This is a genomic window from Streptomyces sp. NPDC016640 (assembly GCF_043076215.1).
Classification (GTDB): Bacteria; Actinomycetota; Actinomycetes; order Streptomycetales; family Streptomycetaceae; genus Streptomyces.
Genome location: NZ_JBIBRG010000007.1, coordinates 214,419 through 235,367, shown reverse-complemented (window position 1 = coordinate 235,367; position 20,949 = coordinate 214,419). Strand labels below are relative to the sequence as shown.

At 74.6% G+C, this 20,949-nt stretch carries 15 protein-coding genes and 1 pseudogene; 7 read left to right on the top strand and 9 right to left on the bottom strand.

What is annotated here, in order from left to right:
• Positions 1–65 precede the first annotated feature (65 nt).
• Positions 66–2,486 (top strand): malto-oligosyltrehalose synthase, encoded by a 2,421-nt coding sequence (treY, locus tag ACF07S_RS16920; RefSeq protein WP_391974481.1) that lies wholly within the window; start codon positions 66–68, stop codon positions 2,484–2,486.
• A gap of 122 nt (positions 2,487–2,608) precedes the next feature.
• Positions 2,609–3,859 (top strand): M14 family zinc carboxypeptidase, encoded by a 1,251-nt coding sequence (locus ACF07S_RS16915; protein WP_391964872.1) that lies wholly within the window; start codon positions 2,609–2,611, stop codon positions 3,857–3,859.
• A 30-nt stretch (positions 3,860–3,889) separates the two neighbouring features.
• Here ACF07S_RS16915 and ACF07S_RS16910 read toward each other — a convergent pair whose 3' ends face one another.
• Together ACF07S_RS16910 and ACF07S_RS16905 are read right to left on the bottom strand one after the other, a co-directional pair.
• Entirely contained in the window at positions 3,890–4,306 is a 417-nt protein-coding gene (locus ACF07S_RS16910) for an SSI family serine proteinase inhibitor (RefSeq protein ID WP_391964871.1), read from the bottom strand.
• 104 nt (positions 4,307–4,410) lie between these two features.
• Entirely contained in the window at positions 4,411–4,962 is a 552-nt protein-coding gene (locus ACF07S_RS16905; RefSeq protein WP_391964870.1) for an FHA domain-containing protein, read from the bottom strand.
• Positions 4,963–5,133: 171 nt separating this feature from the next.
• On the opposite strand from ACF07S_RS16905, the gene treZ reads away from it, so the two are divergent.
• Positions 5,134–6,879: a malto-oligosyltrehalose trehalohydrolase gene (gene treZ / locus ACF07S_RS16900; protein ID WP_391974480.1), complete on the top strand. Its 1,746-nt coding sequence runs from the start codon at positions 5,134–5,136 to the stop codon at positions 6,877–6,879.
• 84 nt (positions 6,880–6,963) lie between these two features.
• Here the strand turns inward: treZ and ACF07S_RS16895 are convergent, their stop codons facing one another.
• Together ACF07S_RS16895 and ACF07S_RS16890 are read right to left on the bottom strand one after the other, a co-directional pair.
• Entirely contained in the window at positions 6,964–7,917 is a 954-nt protein-coding gene (locus tag ACF07S_RS16895; protein WP_391964868.1) for an aminoglycoside phosphotransferase family protein, read from the bottom strand.
• A 49-nt stretch (positions 7,918–7,966) separates the two neighbouring features.
• Positions 7,967–9,091, bottom strand: coding sequence for an aminopeptidase P family protein (locus tag ACF07S_RS16890; RefSeq protein ID WP_391964867.1), 1,125 nt, complete (start codon positions 9,089–9,091; stop codon positions 7,967–7,969).
• Between the two features lie 316 nt (positions 9,092–9,407).
• Here ACF07S_RS16890 and ACF07S_RS16885 point away from each other — a divergent pair.
• Positions 9,408–9,629 (top strand): annotated as a pseudogene (locus ACF07S_RS16885) (phosphodiesterase); the annotation flags it as partial.
• On the opposite strand, the gene ACF07S_RS16880 reads toward ACF07S_RS16885, so the two are convergent.
• From ACF07S_RS16880 to ACF07S_RS16860, 5 genes are all read right to left on the bottom strand, one after another.
• A complete protein-coding gene (locus ACF07S_RS16880; RefSeq protein ID WP_391974479.1) occupies positions 9,622–10,215 on the bottom strand; it encodes a PDZ domain-containing protein in 594 nt (197 codons plus the stop codon). The pseudogene ACF07S_RS16885 and the gene ACF07S_RS16880 sit on opposite strands and share 8 nt — an antisense overlap.
• Before the next feature lie 29 nt (positions 10,216–10,244).
• Positions 10,245–12,395 carry a germacradienol/geosmin synthase Cyc2 gene (gene cyc2, locus ACF07S_RS16875; RefSeq protein WP_391974478.1) on the bottom strand — a complete coding sequence of 717 codons (2,151 nt, stop codon included), beginning with the start codon at positions 12,393–12,395 and terminating at the stop codon, positions 10,245–10,247.
• A 95-nt stretch (positions 12,396–12,490) separates the two neighbouring features.
• Positions 12,491–13,669: a damage-control phosphatase ARMT1 family protein gene (locus tag ACF07S_RS16870; protein WP_391974477.1), complete on the bottom strand. Its 1,179-nt coding sequence runs from the start codon at positions 13,667–13,669 to the stop codon at positions 12,491–12,493.
• 38 nt (positions 13,670–13,707) lie between these two features.
• A complete protein-coding gene (locus tag ACF07S_RS16865) occupies positions 13,708–14,355 on the bottom strand; it encodes a ScbR family autoregulator-binding transcription factor (protein WP_391964863.1) in 648 nt (215 codons plus the stop codon).
• Positions 14,356–14,609: 254 nt separating this feature from the next.
• Positions 14,610–16,427, bottom strand: a complete 1,818-nt coding sequence (locus ACF07S_RS16860) for a S8 family serine peptidase (RefSeq protein ID WP_391974476.1) — start codon at positions 16,425–16,427, stop codon at positions 14,610–14,612.
• A 602-nt stretch (positions 16,428–17,029) separates the two neighbouring features.
• On the opposite strand from ACF07S_RS16860, the gene ACF07S_RS16855 reads away from it, so the two are divergent.
• Genes ACF07S_RS16855 through ACF07S_RS16845 form a run of 3 tightly spaced genes read left to right on the top strand, consistent with a single transcriptional unit; the run spans position 17,030 to position 20,949 of the window.
• Positions 17,030–18,046, top strand: coding sequence for a substrate-binding domain-containing protein (locus ACF07S_RS16855; protein WP_391964861.1), 1,017 nt, complete (start codon positions 17,030–17,032; stop codon positions 18,044–18,046).
• A gap of 51 nt (positions 18,047–18,097) precedes the next feature.
• Positions 18,098–20,521, top strand: coding sequence for a nitrate- and nitrite sensing domain-containing protein (locus ACF07S_RS16850; RefSeq protein WP_391964860.1), 2,424 nt, complete (start codon positions 18,098–18,100; stop codon positions 20,519–20,521).
• A complete protein-coding gene (locus ACF07S_RS16845; protein ID WP_145866524.1) occupies positions 20,518–20,949 on the top strand; it encodes a roadblock/LC7 domain-containing protein in 432 nt (143 codons plus the stop codon). Before ACF07S_RS16850 ends, ACF07S_RS16845 begins: the two co-directional genes overlap by 4 nt.

Below are 20,949 nucleotides of genomic sequence, written 5' to 3'. Positions count from 1 at the left end.
GCGGCGGGTGACCCGGTGGGGCGAGCGATGACACGAAAGGCCGCGGGGCGGGTACGTAGGTTCCCATGACCCCTGAGCGACCTGACCCGGCGGTGCCCACGGCCACCTACCGGTTGCAGCTGCAGCCCGGCTTCCCGTTCGCGGCGGCGGCGCGCGCCGTGCCGTACGTGGCCTCGCTCGGCGTGTCCCATCTGCACCTGTCCCCCGTCCTGGAGGCCGTGCCCGGCTCGGGGCACGGGTACGACGTGGTGGACCACACGCGTGTGCGCGGGGAACTGGGCGGCGAGGAGGGACTGCGGGAGCTGGCGCGCGCCGCGCGGGAGCACGGGCTCGGTCTGGTCGTGGACATCGTCCCGAACCACATGGCGATGTCCCCGCGCCACAACCCCGCCCTGTGGGAGGTGCTGCGCGAGGGCCCCGCCTCGCGCTACGCGCGGTGGTTCGACATCGACTGGGAGGCGCAGGGCGGGCAGGTGCTGCTGCCGGTGCTCGGGGGCCCGCTCGGCGCGGAGCTCGAACGCCTGGAGGCCGACGGCGGCGTGCTGCGCTACCACGACCACGCGTTCCCGCTGCGCGAGGGCACCGAAGGGCTGCCGCTGCCCGAGCTGCTGGACGCGCAGTGGTACCGCCCCGTGTGGTGGCGGCTGGCCCGGACCGAACTGAACTACCGGCGGTTCTTCAGCATCTCCGAGCTGATCGGGGTGCGGGTGGAGGACCCGGAGGTGTTCGAGGCCACGCACGCCAAGATCCTCCAGCTGCTCGGGGAGGGGGTGATCGACGGGCTGCGGGTCGACCACCCCGACGGGCTCGCGGACCCGGACGGCTATCTGCGGCGGCTGCACGAGGCGACCGGCGGCCGCTGGACGGTGGTGGAGAAGATCCTCTCCGACGGGGAGCCGCTGCCCGCCTCCTGGCCGGTCGCGGGCACCACCGGCTACGACGCCCTGCGGCACGTGGACGGCCTCTTCACGGACCCGGCCGGGTCCGGGGACCTGCTCGGCCGCTACCGGCGTTTCGCGGGCCCGCAGCCGGACCGCGGCGGCGACTGGGACGCCACGGTGCGACGGGCCGCGTACCAGGTGCTCACGCACGAGCTGGCGGCCGAGGTCGACCGGCTGACCCGGGTGGCGAGCCGGCTGTGCGCGACGTCGCCGGAGCCCGCGCTGCGCGACCGCGCCCCCTGGGCGCTGCGGACGGCGCTCCTGGAACTGCTGGTCCGGCTGGAGGTGTACCGCCCGTACGCCTCGGTGGACGCCTCCGCCGTGGTCACCGAGGAGGCCGCCGCCGAGGCCCGGCTCGCCTTCGCCGTCCCGGAGGAGGCCGGGGCGGTGGACGTCGTACGGGATCTGGTGCTCGGGCGGTACGGGGACGGGCCGGGGCACGTGGAGTTCCGTACGCGGTTCGCGCAGACCGCGTCGGCGCTGCGGGCCAAGTCCGTCGAGGACACGGCCTACTACCGCTACGTACCGCTGCTGTCGGCGAACGAGGTGGGTGGTGATCCCGGCGGCCCGGCGGTGTCCCCGGAGCGGTTCCACGCGTACTGCGCGCGGGTGCAGCGCGACTGGCCCGCGACCGGGACGGTCGTCTCGACGCACGACACCAAGCGCAGCGCCGACGTGCGGGCGGCGCTGCACGTGCTCACCGAGTGCCCGGAGCGCTGGGCGGACGTGCTGGCGGGGGTGACCGGCGCCGGCGAGGGCGCGCCGGACGCGCAGCTGGCGTGGGCGGCCTGGCAGACGGTGTTCGGGCTGGGGACGGCCGAGGAGGAGCGGGTGCGGGAGGCGCTGCTGAAGCACGTGCGCGAGGCGGGGCTGTACACGAGCTGGACCGAGCGGGAGCCCTCGTACGAGGAGGCGGTGGCGCGGTTCGTGGCGGCCGGGCCGTGCGGGGTGCCGGGCGGAAGGGTGACGGCGTTCCGCGCCTCGCTGGAACCGCACGTCCGGGCCAATGTGCTGGGCGCCGCCCTGGTCCATCTGACGATGCCGGGGGTGCCCGACCTCTACCAGGGCACGGAGCACGAGTACCGGGCGCTGGTCGACCCGGACAACCGGCGCGCGGTGGACTTCCCGAGCGGGCCGCTCGGGTCGTCGGGGCCGTCCGCCGGCCCCGGCACCGAGGCCGACGCCGCCGCCGACGCCGCCACCGCCTCCGACGTCAAGGTGGCGGTGACGCGCGCGGCGCTGCGGCTGCGGGCACGGCGGCCCGAGGTGTTCGGCGACGCGGCCTCCTACGCGCCGCTGACCGCCGAGGGGCCCGCCGCGGCCCACTGTCCGGCGTTCGTGCGCTCCGGCGAGGTGCTCACCGCCGTCACCCGGCTGTCGCTGCGGCTGGCGGAGGCGGGCGGCTGGCGCGGGACGCGACTGCCCCTGCCACCGGGACGCTGGACCGACGTGCTGGGGCGGGGCCGGGAGTTCACCGGGCACGCGCGCGCGGCGGACCTGTTCGAGCGGCTGCCGGTGGCCCTGCTGGAACGGCTCCCGGACTGACACCCGCGCGGCGCCCGCGCCGTCCACGTGCCTGCGGCGCCCCCGGGGCCTCCCCGTCGCGCTCTTGACACCTTCTGCCGCCCGTGGGGTACTGCGCAGAGCGGATTCAGGTGTGACGGGGGGTGGGTCCGCTGCCCAAGCTGCGCTATCCGACCGTGTCCGAAGTGGTCGCCGCCTCCCGCGCGCTGGCCGTCCAGTGGCCCGGCCTGTGCGTCCTGCGGCAGGTGGGCGTCTCCCGCTCGGGCCGGCCGCTGCACCTGCTGTCCGTGGGACACGCCCGGCGTGCCGTGCTGGTGGTCGCCGGCGCCCACGCCAACGAGCCGGCCGGCGGGGGCACCCTGCTCGCGCTCGCGCGGCGGACCCTTCGGGAGCGGAACCTGCGCGACGGCACCTCCTGGCACTTCCTGCTGTGCGCGGACCCCGACGGGGCGAGTCTCCATGTGACGCCGGCGCCGCGCAGTCTGTACGACTACCACCTGGGGTTCTTCCGTCCCGCCGGGCCGGAGCAGCCGGAGTGGGCGCCGTCGGTGCTGCCGCCGGACCGGCTGCCGCCCGAGACCCGCGCCCTGACCGGCGTCATCGACGAGGTGCGGCCCTACCTGCAGGTGACCCTGCACGGCACCGACCTGGGCGGCAGCTGGGTGCAGCTGACCGGGGACCTGCCCGGACTGGCCGAGCCGTTCGCCAGGTCCGCGGCCCGGCTGCACATTCCGGTGGAGACGGGTGCCTCCGACGCGGCGGGCTGGCCGGCGTCCGGCCCCGGGGTGCACGTGATGCCGGCGCCGGAGGCGGCGCCGGCGTATCCGAGTCTCACCGACGACGCGCGGCACAGCACCTGGTACGACGTGCACCGGTACGGCGGTGTGACCGCGGTGATCGAGGTGCCGATGTGGGCCAGCGACCTGGTGGACGACCCGGCACCGCATCCGGCGCCGGCCGCGGCGATGCACCGCCTCGCGGACCGGCTGCTGCGGGACGCGGGCGAGGTGCGCCGGGTGCTGGACGGCACGCGACCGCGGCACGGGGACGCCGACGGCCCGCTGCTGCGGGCGGCCGTCTGGGGGCTGGACCTGGTGCCGGGACTGGCCGCCGACCTGATCCGTACGCCGCCCGCCGACGGCACGCGGGCGTACGTGGGCAGCGTGGACGCCTTCGCGCGCCGGGTGCCGCTCCGGGCGGCGGCCATGCTGCGGCGGGCGCTGCTGGAGACCGACGCGGAGGCGGCGGCCCGTCTGGAGCGTCTGGTCGCGCGCTGGAGCGACACCTTCGCCGCGCGCTTCCAGGCCCGCTGGGTGCCCGTGGAGCACCAGGTCGAGCACCAGTCCCGCACGGTGGTGGCGGCGGCCCGCCACGCGCGTCACCGCTCGGTCTGAGACCGCCGGCCGCCGGCACCGCGTCCGCCTCTACGACTCGTCCAGGGCGAACACCGAACCGGTCCGCGCGGCCAGCATGCAGGAGTTCGGGAAGGTCTCGGTGTACTCGACGGGCCGCCCGCGCCAGGTCCCGCGCGCCTGTGCGGTCACCGGGGCGTAGACCATCGGGCAGATCACGTCCTTCGCCGGGATGGCCTCGATGCGCCCGTCCGCCGCGGCCAGTTCCGCGCAGGCGTCGGCGGCGTGCCGGTGGCCCCCGGGCGGGTCGCAGTGCAGCACGCGGCCGCGCGCGGCGGGGGAGGGGGTCTCTCCGTGGCTCACGGTGAGCAGCAGCCGGCTGTCCGGGGAGGGGTGCCCGGTGTGCGCCCGCGCGGGTACCGCACAGGCGAGCAGGACGAGGGCGGCGAGCAGCCCCGCCCGTACCGTTTTCACTGAGGTGTGCGTCATGCCCGATGCATCGGCACGGCGGTCCCCGAACCCCACCCCCGCTCACCCGAACGGGAGGGGGCCTTCGTGCGCGGCGGGCGTCCCCGCGGCCGGCGCACCGCGCGTCAGCGGACCGCGAGGCGGTAGGTGACCTGCCCGAAGCCGACCTGGTCGCCCTCGCGGACGACGGCCGCCCCGACCACCCGGCGTCCGTTCACCGTCGTGCCGTTGGTGGAGCCGAGGTCCCGCAGCACCCACATGCCACCCTGGTGGCGGAGTTCGGCGTGCACCCGGGAGACCGTCCCGTGGCTGAGCCGCAGGCCGCTGGCCGGGTCGCGCCCTATGCGCAGCGGGTGACCGGCCACCGGGTGCGGCAGCAGCAGTCTGGGCAGCTTCTCCGCCTGCCAGGCCCCGCGCAGCCGCACGCCGAACCCGGAGACCGCCGCCACGGTGCCGAGCACCAGGCGCGTCAGGCGCCCTTCCGTGGGGAGGTCGGCGGTGAGCGCGGCGAGTTCGTCGGCGCGGCGGGCGACGAGCACGAGTTCCATGCGCCGGACGAAGGTGTCGTGGGACAGACGGCCCAGGGCGACACCGTCCCGCAGCACGTCCAGCGCCTTGTCGCGCTCCGCGTCGGTGATCCGCGCGGGGTACGTGGGGAACTCGAAGGACGACGTCACGCCGCTGATTGTCGGTCAGCGACGGCCGGGCTGTCCAGGAAGCGGGCGACCGGCCGCCCCGCGCGCACCGGGCGACTCCGCCGCGAAAGGGCGGATACGCCAGCGCATCGATCTCCCATGGCGCACGATGGACGGGCTACATCACGGTGAACAGACGAAGGGGAACCGTCCGTGCAGTTCGAGGTGTGGGCACCGCAGGCCGGCCGAGTGGCGCTCCAGTGCGACGGCGTCAGGCGCGCCTTGGAGCGCGATCCGCAGCGGGAGGGATGGTGGCGGGGGGAGGCCGAGGCGCACGACGGCTCCCGGTACGGCTTCGTGCTGGACGACGGTCCCGTGCTGCCCGATCCGCGTTCGCGCCGCCAGCCGGACGGACCGGACGGACCCAGCGCGGTCGTCGAGCACGACCGGTTCGCGTGGCGGGCCCGGTGGTCCGGACGCCCGCTGCCCGGAGCGGTGCTGTACGAGCTGCACGTGGGCACGTACACGCGCGAGGGCACCTTCGACGCCGCCGCCGAACGGCTCGGTCATCTGGTGGACCTGGGCGTGACGCACGTGGAGCTGATGCCGGTGTGCCCGTTCCCGGGCCGGCACGGGTGGGGGTACGAGGGGGTCTCGCTGTGGGCGGTGCACGAGCCGTACGGCGGTCCCGAGGGGCTGAAACGGTTCGTCGACCGGGCGCACGCGCTGGGGCTCGGGGTCGTCCTGGACGTCGTGCACAACCACTTGGGACCGTCGGGGAACCACCTGCCCCGGTTCGGCCCGTACTTCACGGACACCCATCACACTCCCTGGGGCGCGGCGGTCAATCTGGACGCCCCCGGCTCCGACGAGGTGCGCGCGTATCTCGTGCAGAGCGCCCTGGCGTGGCTGCGGGACTACCGGATCGACGGACTGCGGCTGGACGCGGTGCACGCGCTGGTGGACACGCGCGCGTGCCACTTCCTGGAGGAACTGTCCGGGGCCGTGGACTCCCTGTCCGCCGACACGGGCCGGCCGCTGTTCCTGATCGCCGAGTCGGATCTGAACGATCCCCGGATCGTCACCGCCCGCGAGAACGGCGGCTTCGGGCTGCACGCGCAGTGGAACGACGACTTCCACCACGCCCTGCACACCGCGCTGACCGGCGAGTCGCAGGGGTATTACGCCGACTTCGCGCGCGCCCCGTTCGCGGCCCTCGCCAAGACGCTCACCGGCGGTTTCTTCCACGACGGCACGTACTCCAGCTTCCGGGGCCGGCACCACGGCCGCCCGCTCGACCGCGACCGGGTGGCCGCGCACCGGCTCCTCGGCTACGGCCAGACCCACGACCAGATCGGCAACCGCGCCCAGGGCGACCGGCTGGCCGCGCTCGTCTCCCCCGGCCTGCTGGCCTGCGGGGCGGCGCTCACGCTGACCGCTCCCTTCACGCCGATGCTGTTCATGGGCGAGGAGTGGGCGGCGGGCACGCCCTGGCAGTTCTTCACCGACCACACCGACCCGGGACTGGCCAGGGCCGTGCGCGACGGCAGGCGGCGGGAGTTCGCGGCGCACGGCTGGGCCGAGGAGGACGTGCCCGACCCGCAGGACCCGGCCACCCGCGACCGCTCCTGCCTGGACTGGTCGGAGCCGGAACGCGATCCGCACGCGCGCGTGCTGGCCTGGTACCGGCTGCTCCTCGCCCTGCGCCACGGGCAGCCGGACCTCACCGACCCCGACCTCGGCGACACCAAGGTGACCTACGACGAGGAGCAGCGCTGGCTCGCCTTCCGGCGCGGTGACATCCGGATCGCCGTGAACCTCGCCGGCCGGCCCGCGGCCATCCCCCTGGGCGTCCCGGGCGCCCGGGTGCTCGCGGCATGGGAGCCGGTGGACACGCCGGGCGCGGACGGGGTGCTGCATGTGCCCGGGGAGTCCGCGGTGGTGCTGCTCCAGGAGTGAGGCCCGGTCCGCGGGGCGGCGCACGGCGTACCCCGGTCCGCGGGCCGCACGCGGGGCGCCCGGGCCCGCGGGCCCGGGCGTGGGTCACGGGACCGGGTCGTCGTTCCCGGCGCCGTCCTCGATGTCCGTCACGCGTTCCAGCAGGATGGGTTCCCAGGCCCGCCGCAGCCGGGTGCGCCGCGCGTGCGGCGGGCCGGTGGTGCGGCCGGTGAGGGCCTCGGCCAGGTGGAGGACGGCGTCGCAGCGGGCCAGCCACAGACCACGCAGGCAGGGGCGGGCGCCGTAGCCGGCGAGGGTGGCGGCGCGTACGGCGGCCGGGGCGCCGACGGCCCGCGCGAGACCCGCGATGTCCTCGGCCGGGTCGCCGATCACCACCGCGTCCCAGCCCAGCACGCCGCGCACCCGGCCGTCCCCGCCGACCACCAGATGCCCTTCGGTGAGGGCGTGGTGGACGAGGACCGCCGTGCCGGGCTGGGCGGCGAGCCGGACCGCGGCGGGCGGGGCGAGCTGGTGCAGCCGGGCGGGGTCGAACTCGTCGGCCGCGGCGAGCCGTCCGGCGGCCTCTGCGGCGGCCCGGCGCAGCGCCTCCAGGGAGCGTGGTGACACCCGCGGCACGCCGAGCGCCTCCGCCTGCCGTACGGGCACCCCGCGCAGCCCCGTGAGCAGTCCGGCCAGGTCGGCCTCGCCGATGGCGGACACGTCGTGCTCCTCCCCGGTCCCGCCGGCCACCCTGGTGTCCAGGGTGCAGAGCAGACCGGGCGCCCACTCGCCGTGCGCCACGCTCGACGGCAGCGCGACCGGGACGTGCGGGCGGACGAGGTCGCGCAGCCGCAGTTCCCGGCGCCGGCGCGCGCTCGTCTCACGGTCCGGGGCGAGGCGCAGCACATGGCGGGTGCCGACCCACCAGGCGGCGGGCCCCGCGGCGACGGGCCGTACGTCGGGGGCGACCGCGGACGCCGCGCCCGGCCCGCTGCCCGTGAGCAGGGAACGGGCCAGCCGGCGGACGGTGTCCGCGGTGGGTGTCGGTGCCTGGGTCATGGTCGCGCCATTGCCGTTCGGGAGGCGGTCGGGGGACGGGCGGAACCGCTCAGTCCACTATGACCATCTCCCGCTCGGTGTTGTTCAACCGCCGCCCGCCGTCCTCGGTCACCGTCACGATGTCCTCGATCCGCACGCCGAACCGGCCGGGCAGGTAGACACCGGGCTCGACGGAGAAGCACATGCCGGGGACGAGGGGCCGCTCCTCGCCCTCGATCATGTACGGCGGCTCGTGCGTGGTGACGCCGATGCCGTGCCCGGTGCGGTGGACGAAGTACTCCCCGTACCCGGCGCCGGCGATGACCGCGCGGGCGGCGCGGTCGACCTCCTGGCAGGCGGCGCCGGGCCGCACCGCGCGGAAGCCCGCCTCCTGCGCCTCGCGGACGAGGTCGTGCACCCGGCGCTCCTCGTCGGTGGGTTCGCCGACGTGGACGGTGCGGGAGGTGTCGGATCCGTAGCCGTCCCTCAGGCCGCCGAAGTCGAGGACGACCATGTCGCCGCGTTCGATGACGCGGTCCCCGGCCTCGTGGTGCGGGCCGGCCCCGTTGGGGCCGGAGGCGACGATGGTGAAGTCGACCCGGGAGTGCCCGAACCGCCGCAGCAGGGCAGCGAGATCGGCGGCGATGTCCGACTCGCGGCGGCCGGCGAAGGGGACGGTCCGGATCTCCTCGAACGTCGCGTCGGCGGCGGCACCGGCAGCGGCCAGGAGCTCCAGCTCCGCCGCGTCCTTGACGGCGCGCAGCATCGGCAGCGCCTCGGTGAGGGAGGCGTACGAGGTGGAGGGCAGCGCCTGCTGCAGGCCCAGCAGGTGCACGGCCCAGGCGTTGTCGCTGATGCCGAACCGCCCGTCGGGGTCCAGCAGGGCGGCGGTGGCGGCGTAGGGGTCCTTGCCGTCGGTCCAGTCCCGCAGGGTGAGGGCGGCGGCTCCGACGGCCCGCTCGGCGTCCGGGGCCTCCAGGGTGGGGACGACGAGCACGGGGTCCCGGCCCTCGGCCAGAACCAGCAGGGTCAGCCGCTCGGTGACCGCGGGCGTGTAGCCGGTGAGCCACACCAGGTCCGGGCCGGGGGCCACGAGCAGGCCGGCGAGCCCGGCCTCGGCGGCCTGCCGCGCCGCACGCTCCATGCGGGCCTTGTAGTCGTCGGCGGTGAAGGGCACGGGCGCGGTGCCGGTCATTCCGGGCCTCCCGGGGCGGACGGACAGCGGGGCTACGGGCAGCATCCTGCCCGGCGGGCGCGGGCGGCGCGAGCCGGTTCACGATGTTCGTCCCGGCCCCGATCCGGCTGACGGAGAACGGTTGTCCAGCCATGAGCGGTGGTGTCCGGATCATCCGCGGCCATGGGGCGGCCCCGGCCGGGAGGCACACGACCGTGCGCGCCCGCGCGCACACCGGCGGCCTGCGCCCGGACGGAACCGCGCGAGCGGCCGAACGCCCCGGCGGGTGCGCGACCGGCAGCGGGAGCCGGCGGGGCGGCCGGCCGTCCCGCCGGTGCGCGGGCCCGAGGCCGCCGGGCTGATCACCGCTCATGCCCACACCCCGGCCGCCACGGCGTTCGCGGGTCGCCCGGTGCCGGTGGGACCCGGCCCGGCCTGGACGCTGCGGCCGTCCCGGGAGGGCGGGGAGGTCGCGGACCGGGACGCTCCGGTCGGGCCCGCCTCGCATGTGCCGGACGGCGAGGGGCGGCTCACCGGCCCCTTCCGCGTGGTCATGTGACGATGCCCGGGACGGCCGTCAGCTGCTGGTGGCCGCCGCTGCCGCGGCGCACGGTCAGCTTCACCTCCTCCCCCGGGCGGGCGCGGGCGACGGCGCGCGCCAGAGCGGCGGCCGAGTCGACCCGGGTGGTGCCGAAGGCGAGGAGCACGTCGCCCCGCACGAGACCGGCCGAGGCCCCGGGGCCGGGGAGGTGCACCCCGACGACCAGGGCCCCCGGTCCCCCGTCGTCGGCCACCTCCACCCCCAGCCGCGCGCCGACGGGCGCGGGCCGCGCCGGCGCGCCGGAGGCGGCGGCCGGGGCGGAACGCGGCGACGTGGACGCGGTGACCGGCGCCGTCCCCGCCTGCCGCCCCGGCTCGGCGAGTCCGCCCGTGCCGGCGAGCGTGGCACCCGTCGCCCCCAGCCCGATCCCGGACAGCATCAGGAACGCGCCGGGCAGTAACCCGGCCGACGCGGAGAGCAGCCGTCGCCCGCGCTTCCGCCCGGCGTGCTGTCCGGGCCGGCCGGAGCCGGGCCCGTCGTCGGATCCGGCCGCTCCTCCCCTCTCCCCCGGCATCGGTTTGGGCCGCAACGCTGTCTGTTCCATGGTTCGTCTCCGGCGGGAGTGCTGGGGCGTCAGGCGAGTACCGGCCGTGCCGGTGAGCGGTCGGGGAGGAAGCCGTGGACGCGGCCGGCCAGCCAGTCGGCCTTGTAACGGTCGACAGCGCGGTGCCAGTTGAGGATCCCGGCCATCCAGTTGCGCAGGTCCGCCACATAGCCGTCCATGACCGCGCGCGCCGGGCCCGCCAGCGCGAGGTCCTCGTACAGCACCGGCAGTTCGTGGTCCACGACGTACTCGAACTGGTCCAGGCGCCTGCTCATCAGGTCGTGGACGACGCCCAGGGCCCGCGGGTAGTCGCAGCCGAAGAAGTTCTGCACGACGAGGATCGCGTTGTGGATCTCGCCCTCGTACTCGATCTCCTTCTGGTACGAGAAGACGTCGTTCAGCAGGCACGCGAAGTCGACGGCGGCGTTCTCCAGGGAGCGCACCGGACCGCTGCGGTAGACCTCGGGCGGGACGGCCGGGCCGTGGCCCATGCGGCACAGGCTCAGGGTGAGGTCGGACCCGAAGGTACGGCGGCGCATCTCCAGGTAGTCGACCGGGTCGGGGACGCGGTGCTGCGCCTGGTTGGCCAGCTCCCACAGCCAGCTCTCGGTCATGGCGTTCACGGCACTTTTGAGCGTGGTGCGCGCCTCGGTGGTCATCGCCGCCGTGGTGCGCGCCCACAGGTCGGCCAGGCCGCGCTCCATGGCGTTGACGGGGGCCGGCACCGGCTCGCCGGCCACCGGCATGCAGTCCGACAGGCGTGCCGTGGTCAGCCGGGCGGCGGCCAGGTCGCGGCGGTGGCCGTACACCAGCGGGTAGTAGTCGTCGCCGTAGGTGCCCCAGGCGAGCCACCGGGCGCTGAGGCAGAGCGCCTCGGGGGTGGCGTCCGGGTCGATGCCCGCGGAGCACAGCGCGAGGTCGTAGGCGGCGAGTTTGTCCTCGTCCCACACGCCCTCGGCGAGGATGCCCGTGCGGTGGCACCAGGCGGCCAGGTCGCCGCGGGCGCCGTCGAGGTGCGGGCTGAGCTCCAGCGGGAACGGCATGCGGATGTCGGGGATCAGGGACGGGCCGACCTTCCGGTACGGCACGTGGGTGTGGGCGCGCAGGCGTCCGGCGCCCGAGGCGGCCAGCAGGCCGCGCACGTCGGCGGCCGAGGTTCCCGCCCCGCCCGCCCACGGGCCGGTCCGCCGCGCGCCCCCGTTCATGTAGCGGCTGGAGCGCAGATGCCACTCGTGGCCTCCGGACTGCCAGTCCTGCAGTCCCTTGGCGTACGCCGTCACGGCGGCGACCTGGTCGGGGGCGAGGCCCTTGTCCAGGGCGAGCGCGGGGACTTCGGTGAGCGCGGTGTGCTCGAACTGGTGCAGCCGTGAGGTGAGGACGTCGTTGACGGTGTCGGCGGCCTCCTGGGTGGTGCAGCCGAAGAAGGTCTCCAGGACGAGGACGCCGTTGCTGAGTTCGCCCTCGTCCTCGACCTCCCGCTGGTAGGAGAACAGGTCGTTGCGCAGGTGGACGGCGTCGGAGAAGGTCTCCATCAGCACCCGCAGCGGCCTGGTCCCGGCGACGGCGGCGGGCACTTCGGCGGTCGCGTACTCCACGAGCCCGGCGGACCAGGGCGCGCCGCCCACCTTGCGGCGCATCTCGATGTACTCGACGGGGTTGGCGATCCGCCCCTCGTCGATGTTGGACAGCTCCCACAGGGACTCGTTGAGGAGGTTCTCGGTGGCGAGGGCGAACCGGCGGCGCCAGTCGGCGGACATCGCCGGGACGGTGCGGGCCCACAGGTCGGCGAGGCCCGCCTCGACCGGGTTCTCGGGTGCGGGCACGGGTGCCGCCAGGTCGGCCGGCATGAACAGCGGCAGCCGGTCCAGGTGGGCCCTGCCGCCGCGGCGGTCCCGGGTGCGCTTGAACTTCTCCAGGAAGTGGTCGTCGAAGAAGAACACCCACACGTACCAGTCGGTGACGAGCGACAGGGCGGGCCCGTCGCAGTCGGGATGGGTGCAGGCGCAGAGCAGGCCGTAGTCGTGCGCGTCGAGGTCGGCCCGCTCCCAGACTCCGCTCCCCTCCAGCATGCCCATCTCGCGCGCCCAGGCCGCCGAATGGGCGCGGGCCTGCTCGACATGGGGGTTGAGCCGCGCGGGATGCGGCAGGTAGAAGGGCGGGAGTTCGAACGGCTGCGTCATGGCCGGGGGCTACCCGTGGCCCGGGGTCCGCATCCGCCGGCCGGTGCGTGATCACACCATCGCGTGAACCCTGCCCCGTACGGGAGTTGTGCGGCTCAGGTCCGTACCTGGATCAGCGCGTGGGTGCCGGCGGTGCGCCAGCGCGGGCCCTCCGTCGCGTCGAGCGACGCCTCGGTGCCGGCGGCCAGCCCGGTGACCACGTCGGACTTCAGGGTGCGCAGGGCGGCGACCGGGCCCGGGAAGTAGCCGGTGACCTCGGCGAACGGTGTGGCCGCGGGCCAGTGCCGGTCGCCCACCAGACGGCGGTAGTTGAGGTCGCCCTTGACGACGGTGACCGCGGCGGCGGCGAAGTCGGCGCGCAGGTCGTCCGGCATCTCCCGGTACGGCAGCGGTGCGCAGGAGAAGGGGTGCGCGCGCACCCTGAGCCGGCCGTCGCCGAGGGCGGCCCACAGACCGCGCCCGTACGCGGCCGCCGCCCCCTCGGCCCCGGTGAGCCGGCGCACGGCGTCGACGACGTCGGCGGGGGTGGCGTCGGAGACGTAGTACGGGTACGGCTTGACGTGCAGCACCGCCCGGCCGATGCGGCCGTGTGCCAGCAGATGGGCGACGAGCAGCAGGTCCGGGACGAGTTCGCGGCCCGCGTTGTCGGCGACCAGGCACAGCGTGCCGGTGCCGGAGGTGCCGAGCAGCGGCCACAGCCGGTCGCTGTCGTCGGCCACCAGGGCGGGGACGGCGGCTCTCTCCTCGGCCCCCTCGGCGGACAGCCGGAACCCGAGGTCGGCGCGGTTGCCCCACAGGGAGCCGTGCAGCAGGGCGCGGGCCCGTTCGTCCTCCGGGCGCCCGGCGAGGTCGTCCGCCGCGGCCAGTTCCTCGTCGGCGGCGGGCGAGCCGAGTTCGGCGAGCTTGGACGGGCGGAAGGGGTCGATGCCCTGCCAGGGGCCGGGGCCGAAGTAGCCCACCGCGTGCAGCAGCCGGCGGTAGAACCAGCTCTCGGCCCACAGCCAGGGAACGTCGTACCAGGAGCGGCCGGCGTACGTCCCCGTCCCCCAGGTCTCCCAGCGCTCCCGGTCGTGCGTGTCCGCCGGGAGGGGCTCGACCGTGCCCCCGGCGCAGTCGGCGAGCAGCACGTCGAGGGCGCGCCGCTGCTCCGGCCCGTACGGGAAGGCCTCGCGTACCTGCCGGACGATCGCGGGGTGCCGCTCGGCCAGCACGCTGTGCGGGAACGTGCCCGGCCGGTCGGCGACGATCACGGGCGCGGTGGGGGTGTCGGACATGCGGCTCACCGTAACGCGGGGCCGGCGCGCGCCGCGCGTCACACCGGGGCGATCTCCCGCTCCAGCCGCGCGGCCAGGCTGAGGTACCGCGCGCGCCGGGTGACGGGGACCAGGCCCCGGATGAGGATCTGCCACATCTCGGCCGTACGGCGGGGCTGGCGGGCCACTCCTTCGCGGGAGCGGCCGACGACCCGGGTGCCGACGAAGAAGCAGACCAGCGAGTGGGCCACGACGTCGATGTCGACCTCGGGGTGGACGTCGGCCTCCTTGACCGCGCCCAGGAGCCGGGCCGTGACGATGTCGAGCCACTCGGTGAAGGGGTGGCTGAGCGGCGGGCGCGGCCGGGCGCCGCCGGTGGCGAGGCGCAGACCGGCCCGCAGGACGGGGTCCTCGGCCGACATCCTGGCTATGCAGAAGGTGAGGCGCATCAGCGCCTCCAGGGAGGTGTGGCCCCGGATCTCGGTGTCCCGGGCCAGGCGGCGGCAGGTGGCCGACTGCAGTTCCAGGATGGCGTGGGCGAGGTCCTCCTTCGCGGCGAAGTGGAAGTAGAGGGCCCCCTTGGTGACATGGGCGTGCTCGACGATGTCGCTGAGACTGGTCGATTCATAGCCCTGCCGATCGAACAGGTCGGCGGCCGCCGTGATGATCGTCGCGCGGGTCTGCTCGGCGCGTACCTGCCTCGCCATCGACTGAACTCCTGAGCCAGAAAGGAACGGGTCATGCCGTTTGTTTTGACGCCCAGTACACGATAGCTCACCCTGTGATGACACTCATCACGCAGGTATGCCACGGGACTTGGACACATCCGGCAAAACAAACGTGCTCCCCCAAAGAAAACAGCACGTCCGGTATCTAAGTGTGTCAGGTGTGTCGGCAAAAGAGAACGGCGGGCCGACCGGTGCCCGTACGCACCGGTCGGCCCGCCCGCTCGTGAGGTGGATCAGAAGGTCAGCTGCCAGCCGTTGATCCGGCCGGTGTCCTGAGCCGCCGTGTCCTGCACCCGCAGCTTCCAGGTGCCGTCGGCGGTCTCGGCGGAGGCGTTCACGGTGTAGGTGGCGCTGACGTCGTCCGCGGAGTCCGAGGAACCGGCGGCCTTCAGGCGGTAGACCGAACCGTCCGGCGCGACCAGGTCGACGACCAGGTCACCGCGGTAGGTGTGGGTGATGTCCACCCCCACCCGGAGGGCGAAGGGGGCGTTGCCGCCGCGGCCGCTCACGGTGATCGGCGACTCGACCGCGGAGCCGTTGTCCGGGACGGGGACGGCGGTGGTGCTGGTGAACGTGGAGCCCGTGGAGGTACCGCCCTTGACCGCCTGGACGGTCTTCGCGGCGTCCGCCAGGCCCGCGCCGCAGCCGCCGGAGCAGGTGCCGGGCAGCGCACGGGCGTTGGACTTGATCGCCGACTCGATCCGGTCCGGGGTGAGCGCGGGGTCGGCCGACTTCATCAGCGCGGCGAGGCCCGCGATGTGCGGGGCGGCCATGCTGGTGCCCTGGTAGGAGGCGTAGTTCTCGGTCGACGCGGTCCGGGTGCCGGAGTTGAGCGTGGACAGGATGCCGTTGGCGGCGGAGGTCCGGGTCTCGCCGCCGGGCGCGGAGATGTCGACGGCGGTGCCGTAGTTGGAGTAGGAGGCGCGGCCGCCCGCGCGGTTGGTGGCGGCGACGGTGATGACGTTGGCGCAGTTGGCCGGGGAGGAGTTGGCGGCGTTCCGGTTCTCGTTGCCGGCCGCGACGACGACCGTGGTGCCGCGGTTCACGGCGCCGTTGATGGCGCTCTGCGTGGCGGTGGAGCAGGCGCCGCTCCCGCCGAGGCTCATGTTGATGACCTTGGCGACGCTGGTGTTGGCGGGCACGCCGGAGACGGTGCCGCCGGAGGCCCAGGTGATGGCGTCGATGATGTCGGAGTCGTAGCCGCCGCACTTGCCGAGCACCCGCACCGGGGAGACCTTGGCGTGGTACGCGATGCCGGCGACGCCCTTGCCGTTGCCGGTGGCCGCGGCGATGGTGCCCGCCACATGGGTGCCGTGCCAGGAGGAGTTGCTCCCGGTGGCCTGGCCGCACTCGCCGGCGGCGTACCAGTCGCCGGGGTCGGCCGGGTTGCTGTCGCGGCCGTTGCCGTCGGCCGAGACGGCGGTGTCGGAGATGAAGTCGTAGCCGCCGACGACGTTCGCGGCGAGGTCGGAGTGGGCGACGTACCCGGTGTCGATGACGGCGACGGTGACACCGCTGCCGGTGGCGAGGTCCCAGGCGGCCGGCACGCGCATGCCGGCGGTGGTTTCGAACAGGTCCCACTGCTTGGTGTACTCGGTGTCGTTCGGGGTCGCCAGCGGCTTGTTGAGGCGGTCCGGCACGACGTAGGCGACCTGCGGGTCGGCGCGGTACTGGGCGACGACGTCGGCGACATCGGCCCCGGTGAGCCGCTCGCCCAGGTCGACGAGGGCGGCACCGGTACCGAGGCGGCGCTGGAAGCCGACGTCCTCGCCGGCCTTCTCGCCCTTGGCGGCCGCGTCGGCGGCGGCGGCCCTGTCGGACCGGGCCTCGGCGGCACCGGACTCGTAGCCGACGATGAGCCGCTCGACGGGGGTTGCGGGGGCGGCCCCGGTACCGGCCGCGGGGACGGCGGCGGCCCGGCCGGAGGGAGCGTCCCGGGCGACGGCGACCTGGGCGGAGGCGGCGGTCAGCAGGGCGGCGGAGAGCGCGGCGACGGATATCAGCTTCCGTCTCGGGGAGGAACTTCCGGATGAGCTCAAGAGGGTGCGCACGGGGGGGTGCCTTTCGTGCCGGGACTCCAGCGACGCGGAGCGGGGAGAGGGGGTCGATTCGCTTCGTCCTCGAAGCGGCGGGGTGAATCGGACTGCGGCAGATCGGCCGGCCGGGCGCGCAGCGACCCGCTCGGGGGTTACCCACGGGCCAACTGCGCTCGAACGATAGGCAGCGCGAAGCCCGCCCGGATAGCGGGGAAACCCTCGATCCGGCCGGGAACCCACCCTCGGCGCACGGCGGTTGACCAGGAACGGACCGCTATGCCCGCATCGCCGGACCGGCGGGCCCCCGGACGGTGTCCCCTCCCCCGGCGCCCCCTCGCGTCGCCGGCCGGCCCGCCCCGGCGACGCGAGGCGCGACTCCGTACCGTCCGTTCGGTCCGGGCGCCGGTGCGGCACCGGCCGCCTCGTCCCACGGCTCACCGTTCATCACGATGCGGCAGCGGCACCTCACTTCAAGTGGCTGTTCACTTGACGACCAGTGGTTTGACAGGGTTGGCTCCGGGCCAGTGAGATCACCCGGTCGGCGCACGCGCCCGCGGTTCCGTCCGTGCTCTCCACCCCTGCTCTGGCTCGGCCGTACAGCGAGGTCTGCACTCCTCATGAAGAATCGTCCCCCGTCCCACCGCCTCACGAGACGCCCTGTCCGCCTCGCGGCCCTGGCCGCCGCGGCCGGTCTGCTGATGACCGGCTGCTCCGTCTTCGGCTCGGACGGGGGGTCCTCGGACTCGGACGGGGCGGGCCCGGCCGGCTCCGGACGGCTGAAGGTCGCGATGGTCACCCACGGCAGCGAGGGCGACGCCTTCTGGGACCGGGTCAAGCGCGGCGCCGAGGACGCGGCCAAGAAGGACGGCATCGACCTGACGTACGTCAGCGACCCGGACGCGACGGAGCAGGCGCAGCTGGTCCGCGAGGCGGTCCGGGACGGCGTGGACGGCATCGCGCTGACGCTGGCCAAGCCGCAGGCCATGAAGGGCGCGGTCAACGAGGCACGGGCCGCGGGCATCCCCGTGGTCGGGCTCAACTCCGGCATCGACAGCTGGAAGTCGGCGGGACTGCTGGAGTACTTCGGCCAGGACGAGAGCGTGGCGGGCCGGGCGGTCGGCAGCAAGCTGAACGAGCTCAAGGCCGAACACGCGCTGTGCGTGGTCCACGAGCGCGGCAACGTTGCCGTGGAGGCCCGCTGCGCCGGCATGAAGAAGACGTTCACCGGGACGAGCGAGAACCTCTACGTGGACGGCACCGACATGCGCGCCGTCTCCGGCATCATCACCGCGCGGCTGCGCCAGGACCCGACCATCGACGAGGTCGTCACCAACGGGGCGGACTACGCGCTCGCCGCGGTCGAGGCCGTCGCGGAGGCGGACAGCGAGGCCGAGGTCGCCACCTTCGACCTGAACAAGGACCTGGTGGACGCGGTACGGGGCGGCAACGTCCAGTTCGCCGTCGACCAGCAGCCCTATCTGCAGGGCTACCTCGCCGTCGACGCGCTGTGGCTGTACCGGACCAACGGCAACATCAGCGGCGGCGGGGTCGCGCCCGTGCTCACCGGGCCGGCGTTCGTCACGAAGACCAACGCGGCCACGGTCGCCGGGTTCGCCGCCGACGGAACCCGCTGACCGGCGGGCCCGTGCGTACCTCCCCCACCATCCGACCGCTCTAGGACCACGATGTCTCCACGGACAGGTGCCCGGCGCCGTCTCGGCTCCATTCGTCTCTCACTGTTCTTCCTCGCACTGGTGCCCAGCGTCACCCTCGCCGGCATGTGGGGTCTGACGACGATCCAGATGTTCTCCGAGGGGCTGCAGCTGCGTTCCCAGACGCAGCTGAGCCGGTCGACCGGCGCGATGGGCACCCACGCCACGCTCGCGCTGCAGGAGGAACGGAGGCTGACCGCCGCGTGGCTCGCCGCGCCGAAGAGCTCCCGGTCCGCCCTGGAGACACAGCGCGGGAAGACCGACCGGGCGGTGGCCAAGCTGGCCGGGCAGGCGGACGCCATCGCCGAGGCACCGGCGCGCGTCTCCGACCGGCTGTACTCGGTGCTCGGCTCGGTGGGCAGCCTGGAGTACTACCGCAGCCAGGTGGACAACCCCAGCGACATCAGCGCCGAGGAGGCGCTGGACCAGTACACCTCGATCATCGACGACCAGATCCACGCCTTCCAGGAACTGTCGCAGGTCGACGACGGGGACCTGACCTCCCAGGCCGGACCGCTGATCGCGCTGGAGCACGCGGCGGAGCTGGTGTCCCGGGAGAACGCGCGGCTCACCCTCGCCTGGCCGTCCGGCAGCCTCGACGAGCAGGACTGGACCGATTTCGCGGAGCTGGTCCACACCCGCCGCTGGCTGGTCGAGGACCAGATCGTGCCCTCCCTGCGCGGCGAGACCAAGACGCAGACCGAGCGGATCCTGCAGAGCCCCGAGTGGCGCGCCCTGGAGGCGGTCGAGGACCAGGTGCTCGCCACCCACGCCACGGCCGACGACCACACCATCGAGCTGCCGGACCTGAAGGACCGGTGGGACGACGCCGTGAACCGGGTCTCCCCGCTGTACGCCACCATGATCCGGCAGCAGACCGACGGGCTGCTCACCCGCAGCGCCGACGAGGCCCGCAGCCTGCTGCTGACGGCCGGCTCGCTGAGCGCCGGCGGACTGCTCGCGCTGCTGCTGTGCGTCGGCCTGTCCTGGCGCATCACCCGTTCGCTGTCCCGCCGGCTGCGCGGCCTGCGGGTGGCCACCCTGGGGCTCGCCGAGGAGCGGCTGCCCGACGTGGTGGCCCGGCTGGAGCGCGGCGAGAAGGTCGACCCGGAGTCGGCGACGACGCCGCTGGACTACGGGCACGACGAACTCGGCCAGGTCGCCCAGGCGTTCAACACCGCGCAGCGCACCGCCGTGCACACCGCGGTCGAACTCGCCGACACCCGGCGGGGTTTCCAGAAGGTCATCCTCGGCATCGCCCGGCAGAGCCAGAACCTGGTCAACCTCCAGCTCAGCAAGCTGGACGCGCTGGAGCGCCGGCACACCGACCCCGAGGTCCTCAAGGGGCTGTACGAACTGGACTCCACGGCCAGCCAGTTGCGCCGGTACGAGGAGAACCTGGTCATCGTCAGCGGTGAGCGCCCCGGCCGTACCTGGAGCGAACCGGTCGCGCTGATCGACATCATGCGCAGCGCCGTCGGCGAGGTCGCGGAGTACCAGCGGGTGGAGGTGCACACCGAGGAGGAGGTGTCCGTCGCCCCGCCTGCGGTGGCCGACGTGATCCATCTGCTGGCCGAGCTGATCGACAACGCGACGGTGTACTCGCCGTCGCCGAGCCCCGTCGGGGTGCGGGCGGCGATGGTGGCCAAGGGCCTCGCCGTCGAGATCGAGGACCGGGGCCTCGGCATGTCGGAGGAGGACTACGCCTCCCTCAACGCCCAGTTGGCCAAGCCCCCGCAGTTCGACGTGGTGGCGCTGGCCGACGACCTCCGGCTCGGCATGTTCGTGATCTCCCAGCTCGCGCACCGGCACGGCATCGGGGTCACCCTGCGCCCGTCGCCGTACGGCGGGACGACGGCGATCGTGCTGATCCCGCACGAGATCGTGGTGCGCGACCTGCCGTCCGGCGCGGGACGGGCGACGACGGACACCGGGAGCGCGGGGCACCGTGCGGCCGTCGGCGGCCCGGCGGAGCACGAGCGCGCGGAGGCCGCCGTGAGCGCCCCGGCGGGCGCGGACACGCGGACGGCCCGGCCGGCGGCCGCCGTACGGTCCCGCCCCGCGCCGGCCGCCGAGGCGCCCGCCCCCCGCCGGGACGGGCTCACGCCGCTGCCCCGCCGGGTGCCGCAGACCAGCCTGGCCGCCGAGCTGCGCGAGGAGGCCGCGCCGGACGCCGAGGACGATTCCGCCGCCGACTTCTCCGCGGAACGCGCCGCCTCCTCCCTCTCCGGCTTCCAGCGCGGCACGCTCCAGGCACGGGACGACGACGCCGGCGACGAGGCCGTACCGTCGTACGACGCGGGCGCGGCGGCGTACGCTCCCGCCGCCTCCGCGACGTTCCCGACTCAGCCCGCCGACCGCCGACCGCCGACCGCACACGAAGGATCATCGTCATGACACGCCCCATCCCCGCCACCCACACCCAGCTGGACCAGCTGCTGACCGGACTCGTGGAACGGGTCGCCGACGTCAACCAGGCCGTGGTGCTCTCGGAGGACGGGCTGGTGGTCAGCAAGTCCACCGGTTTCCTGCGCGACGACGCGGAGCGCCTGGCGGCGACCGCGTCCGGTCTGATGAGCCTCAGCAAGGGCGTCAGCATGGACTTCCGCGGCGGCCCGGTGCGCCAGGCGCTGATCGAGATGGCCCACAGCTATCTGATCCTCACCTCGGCCGGTCCCGGCGCCCACCTGGTGGTGCTGACCGGCCCGGGCGCGGACGTCGGCGTCGTGGCGTACCAGATGAACATGCTGGTGAAGAAGATCGGCGAGCACCTCAGCGCGGCCCCGCGGGGCACCGCCGGGCCCGCCGTCGACCCCGGCGTGTGA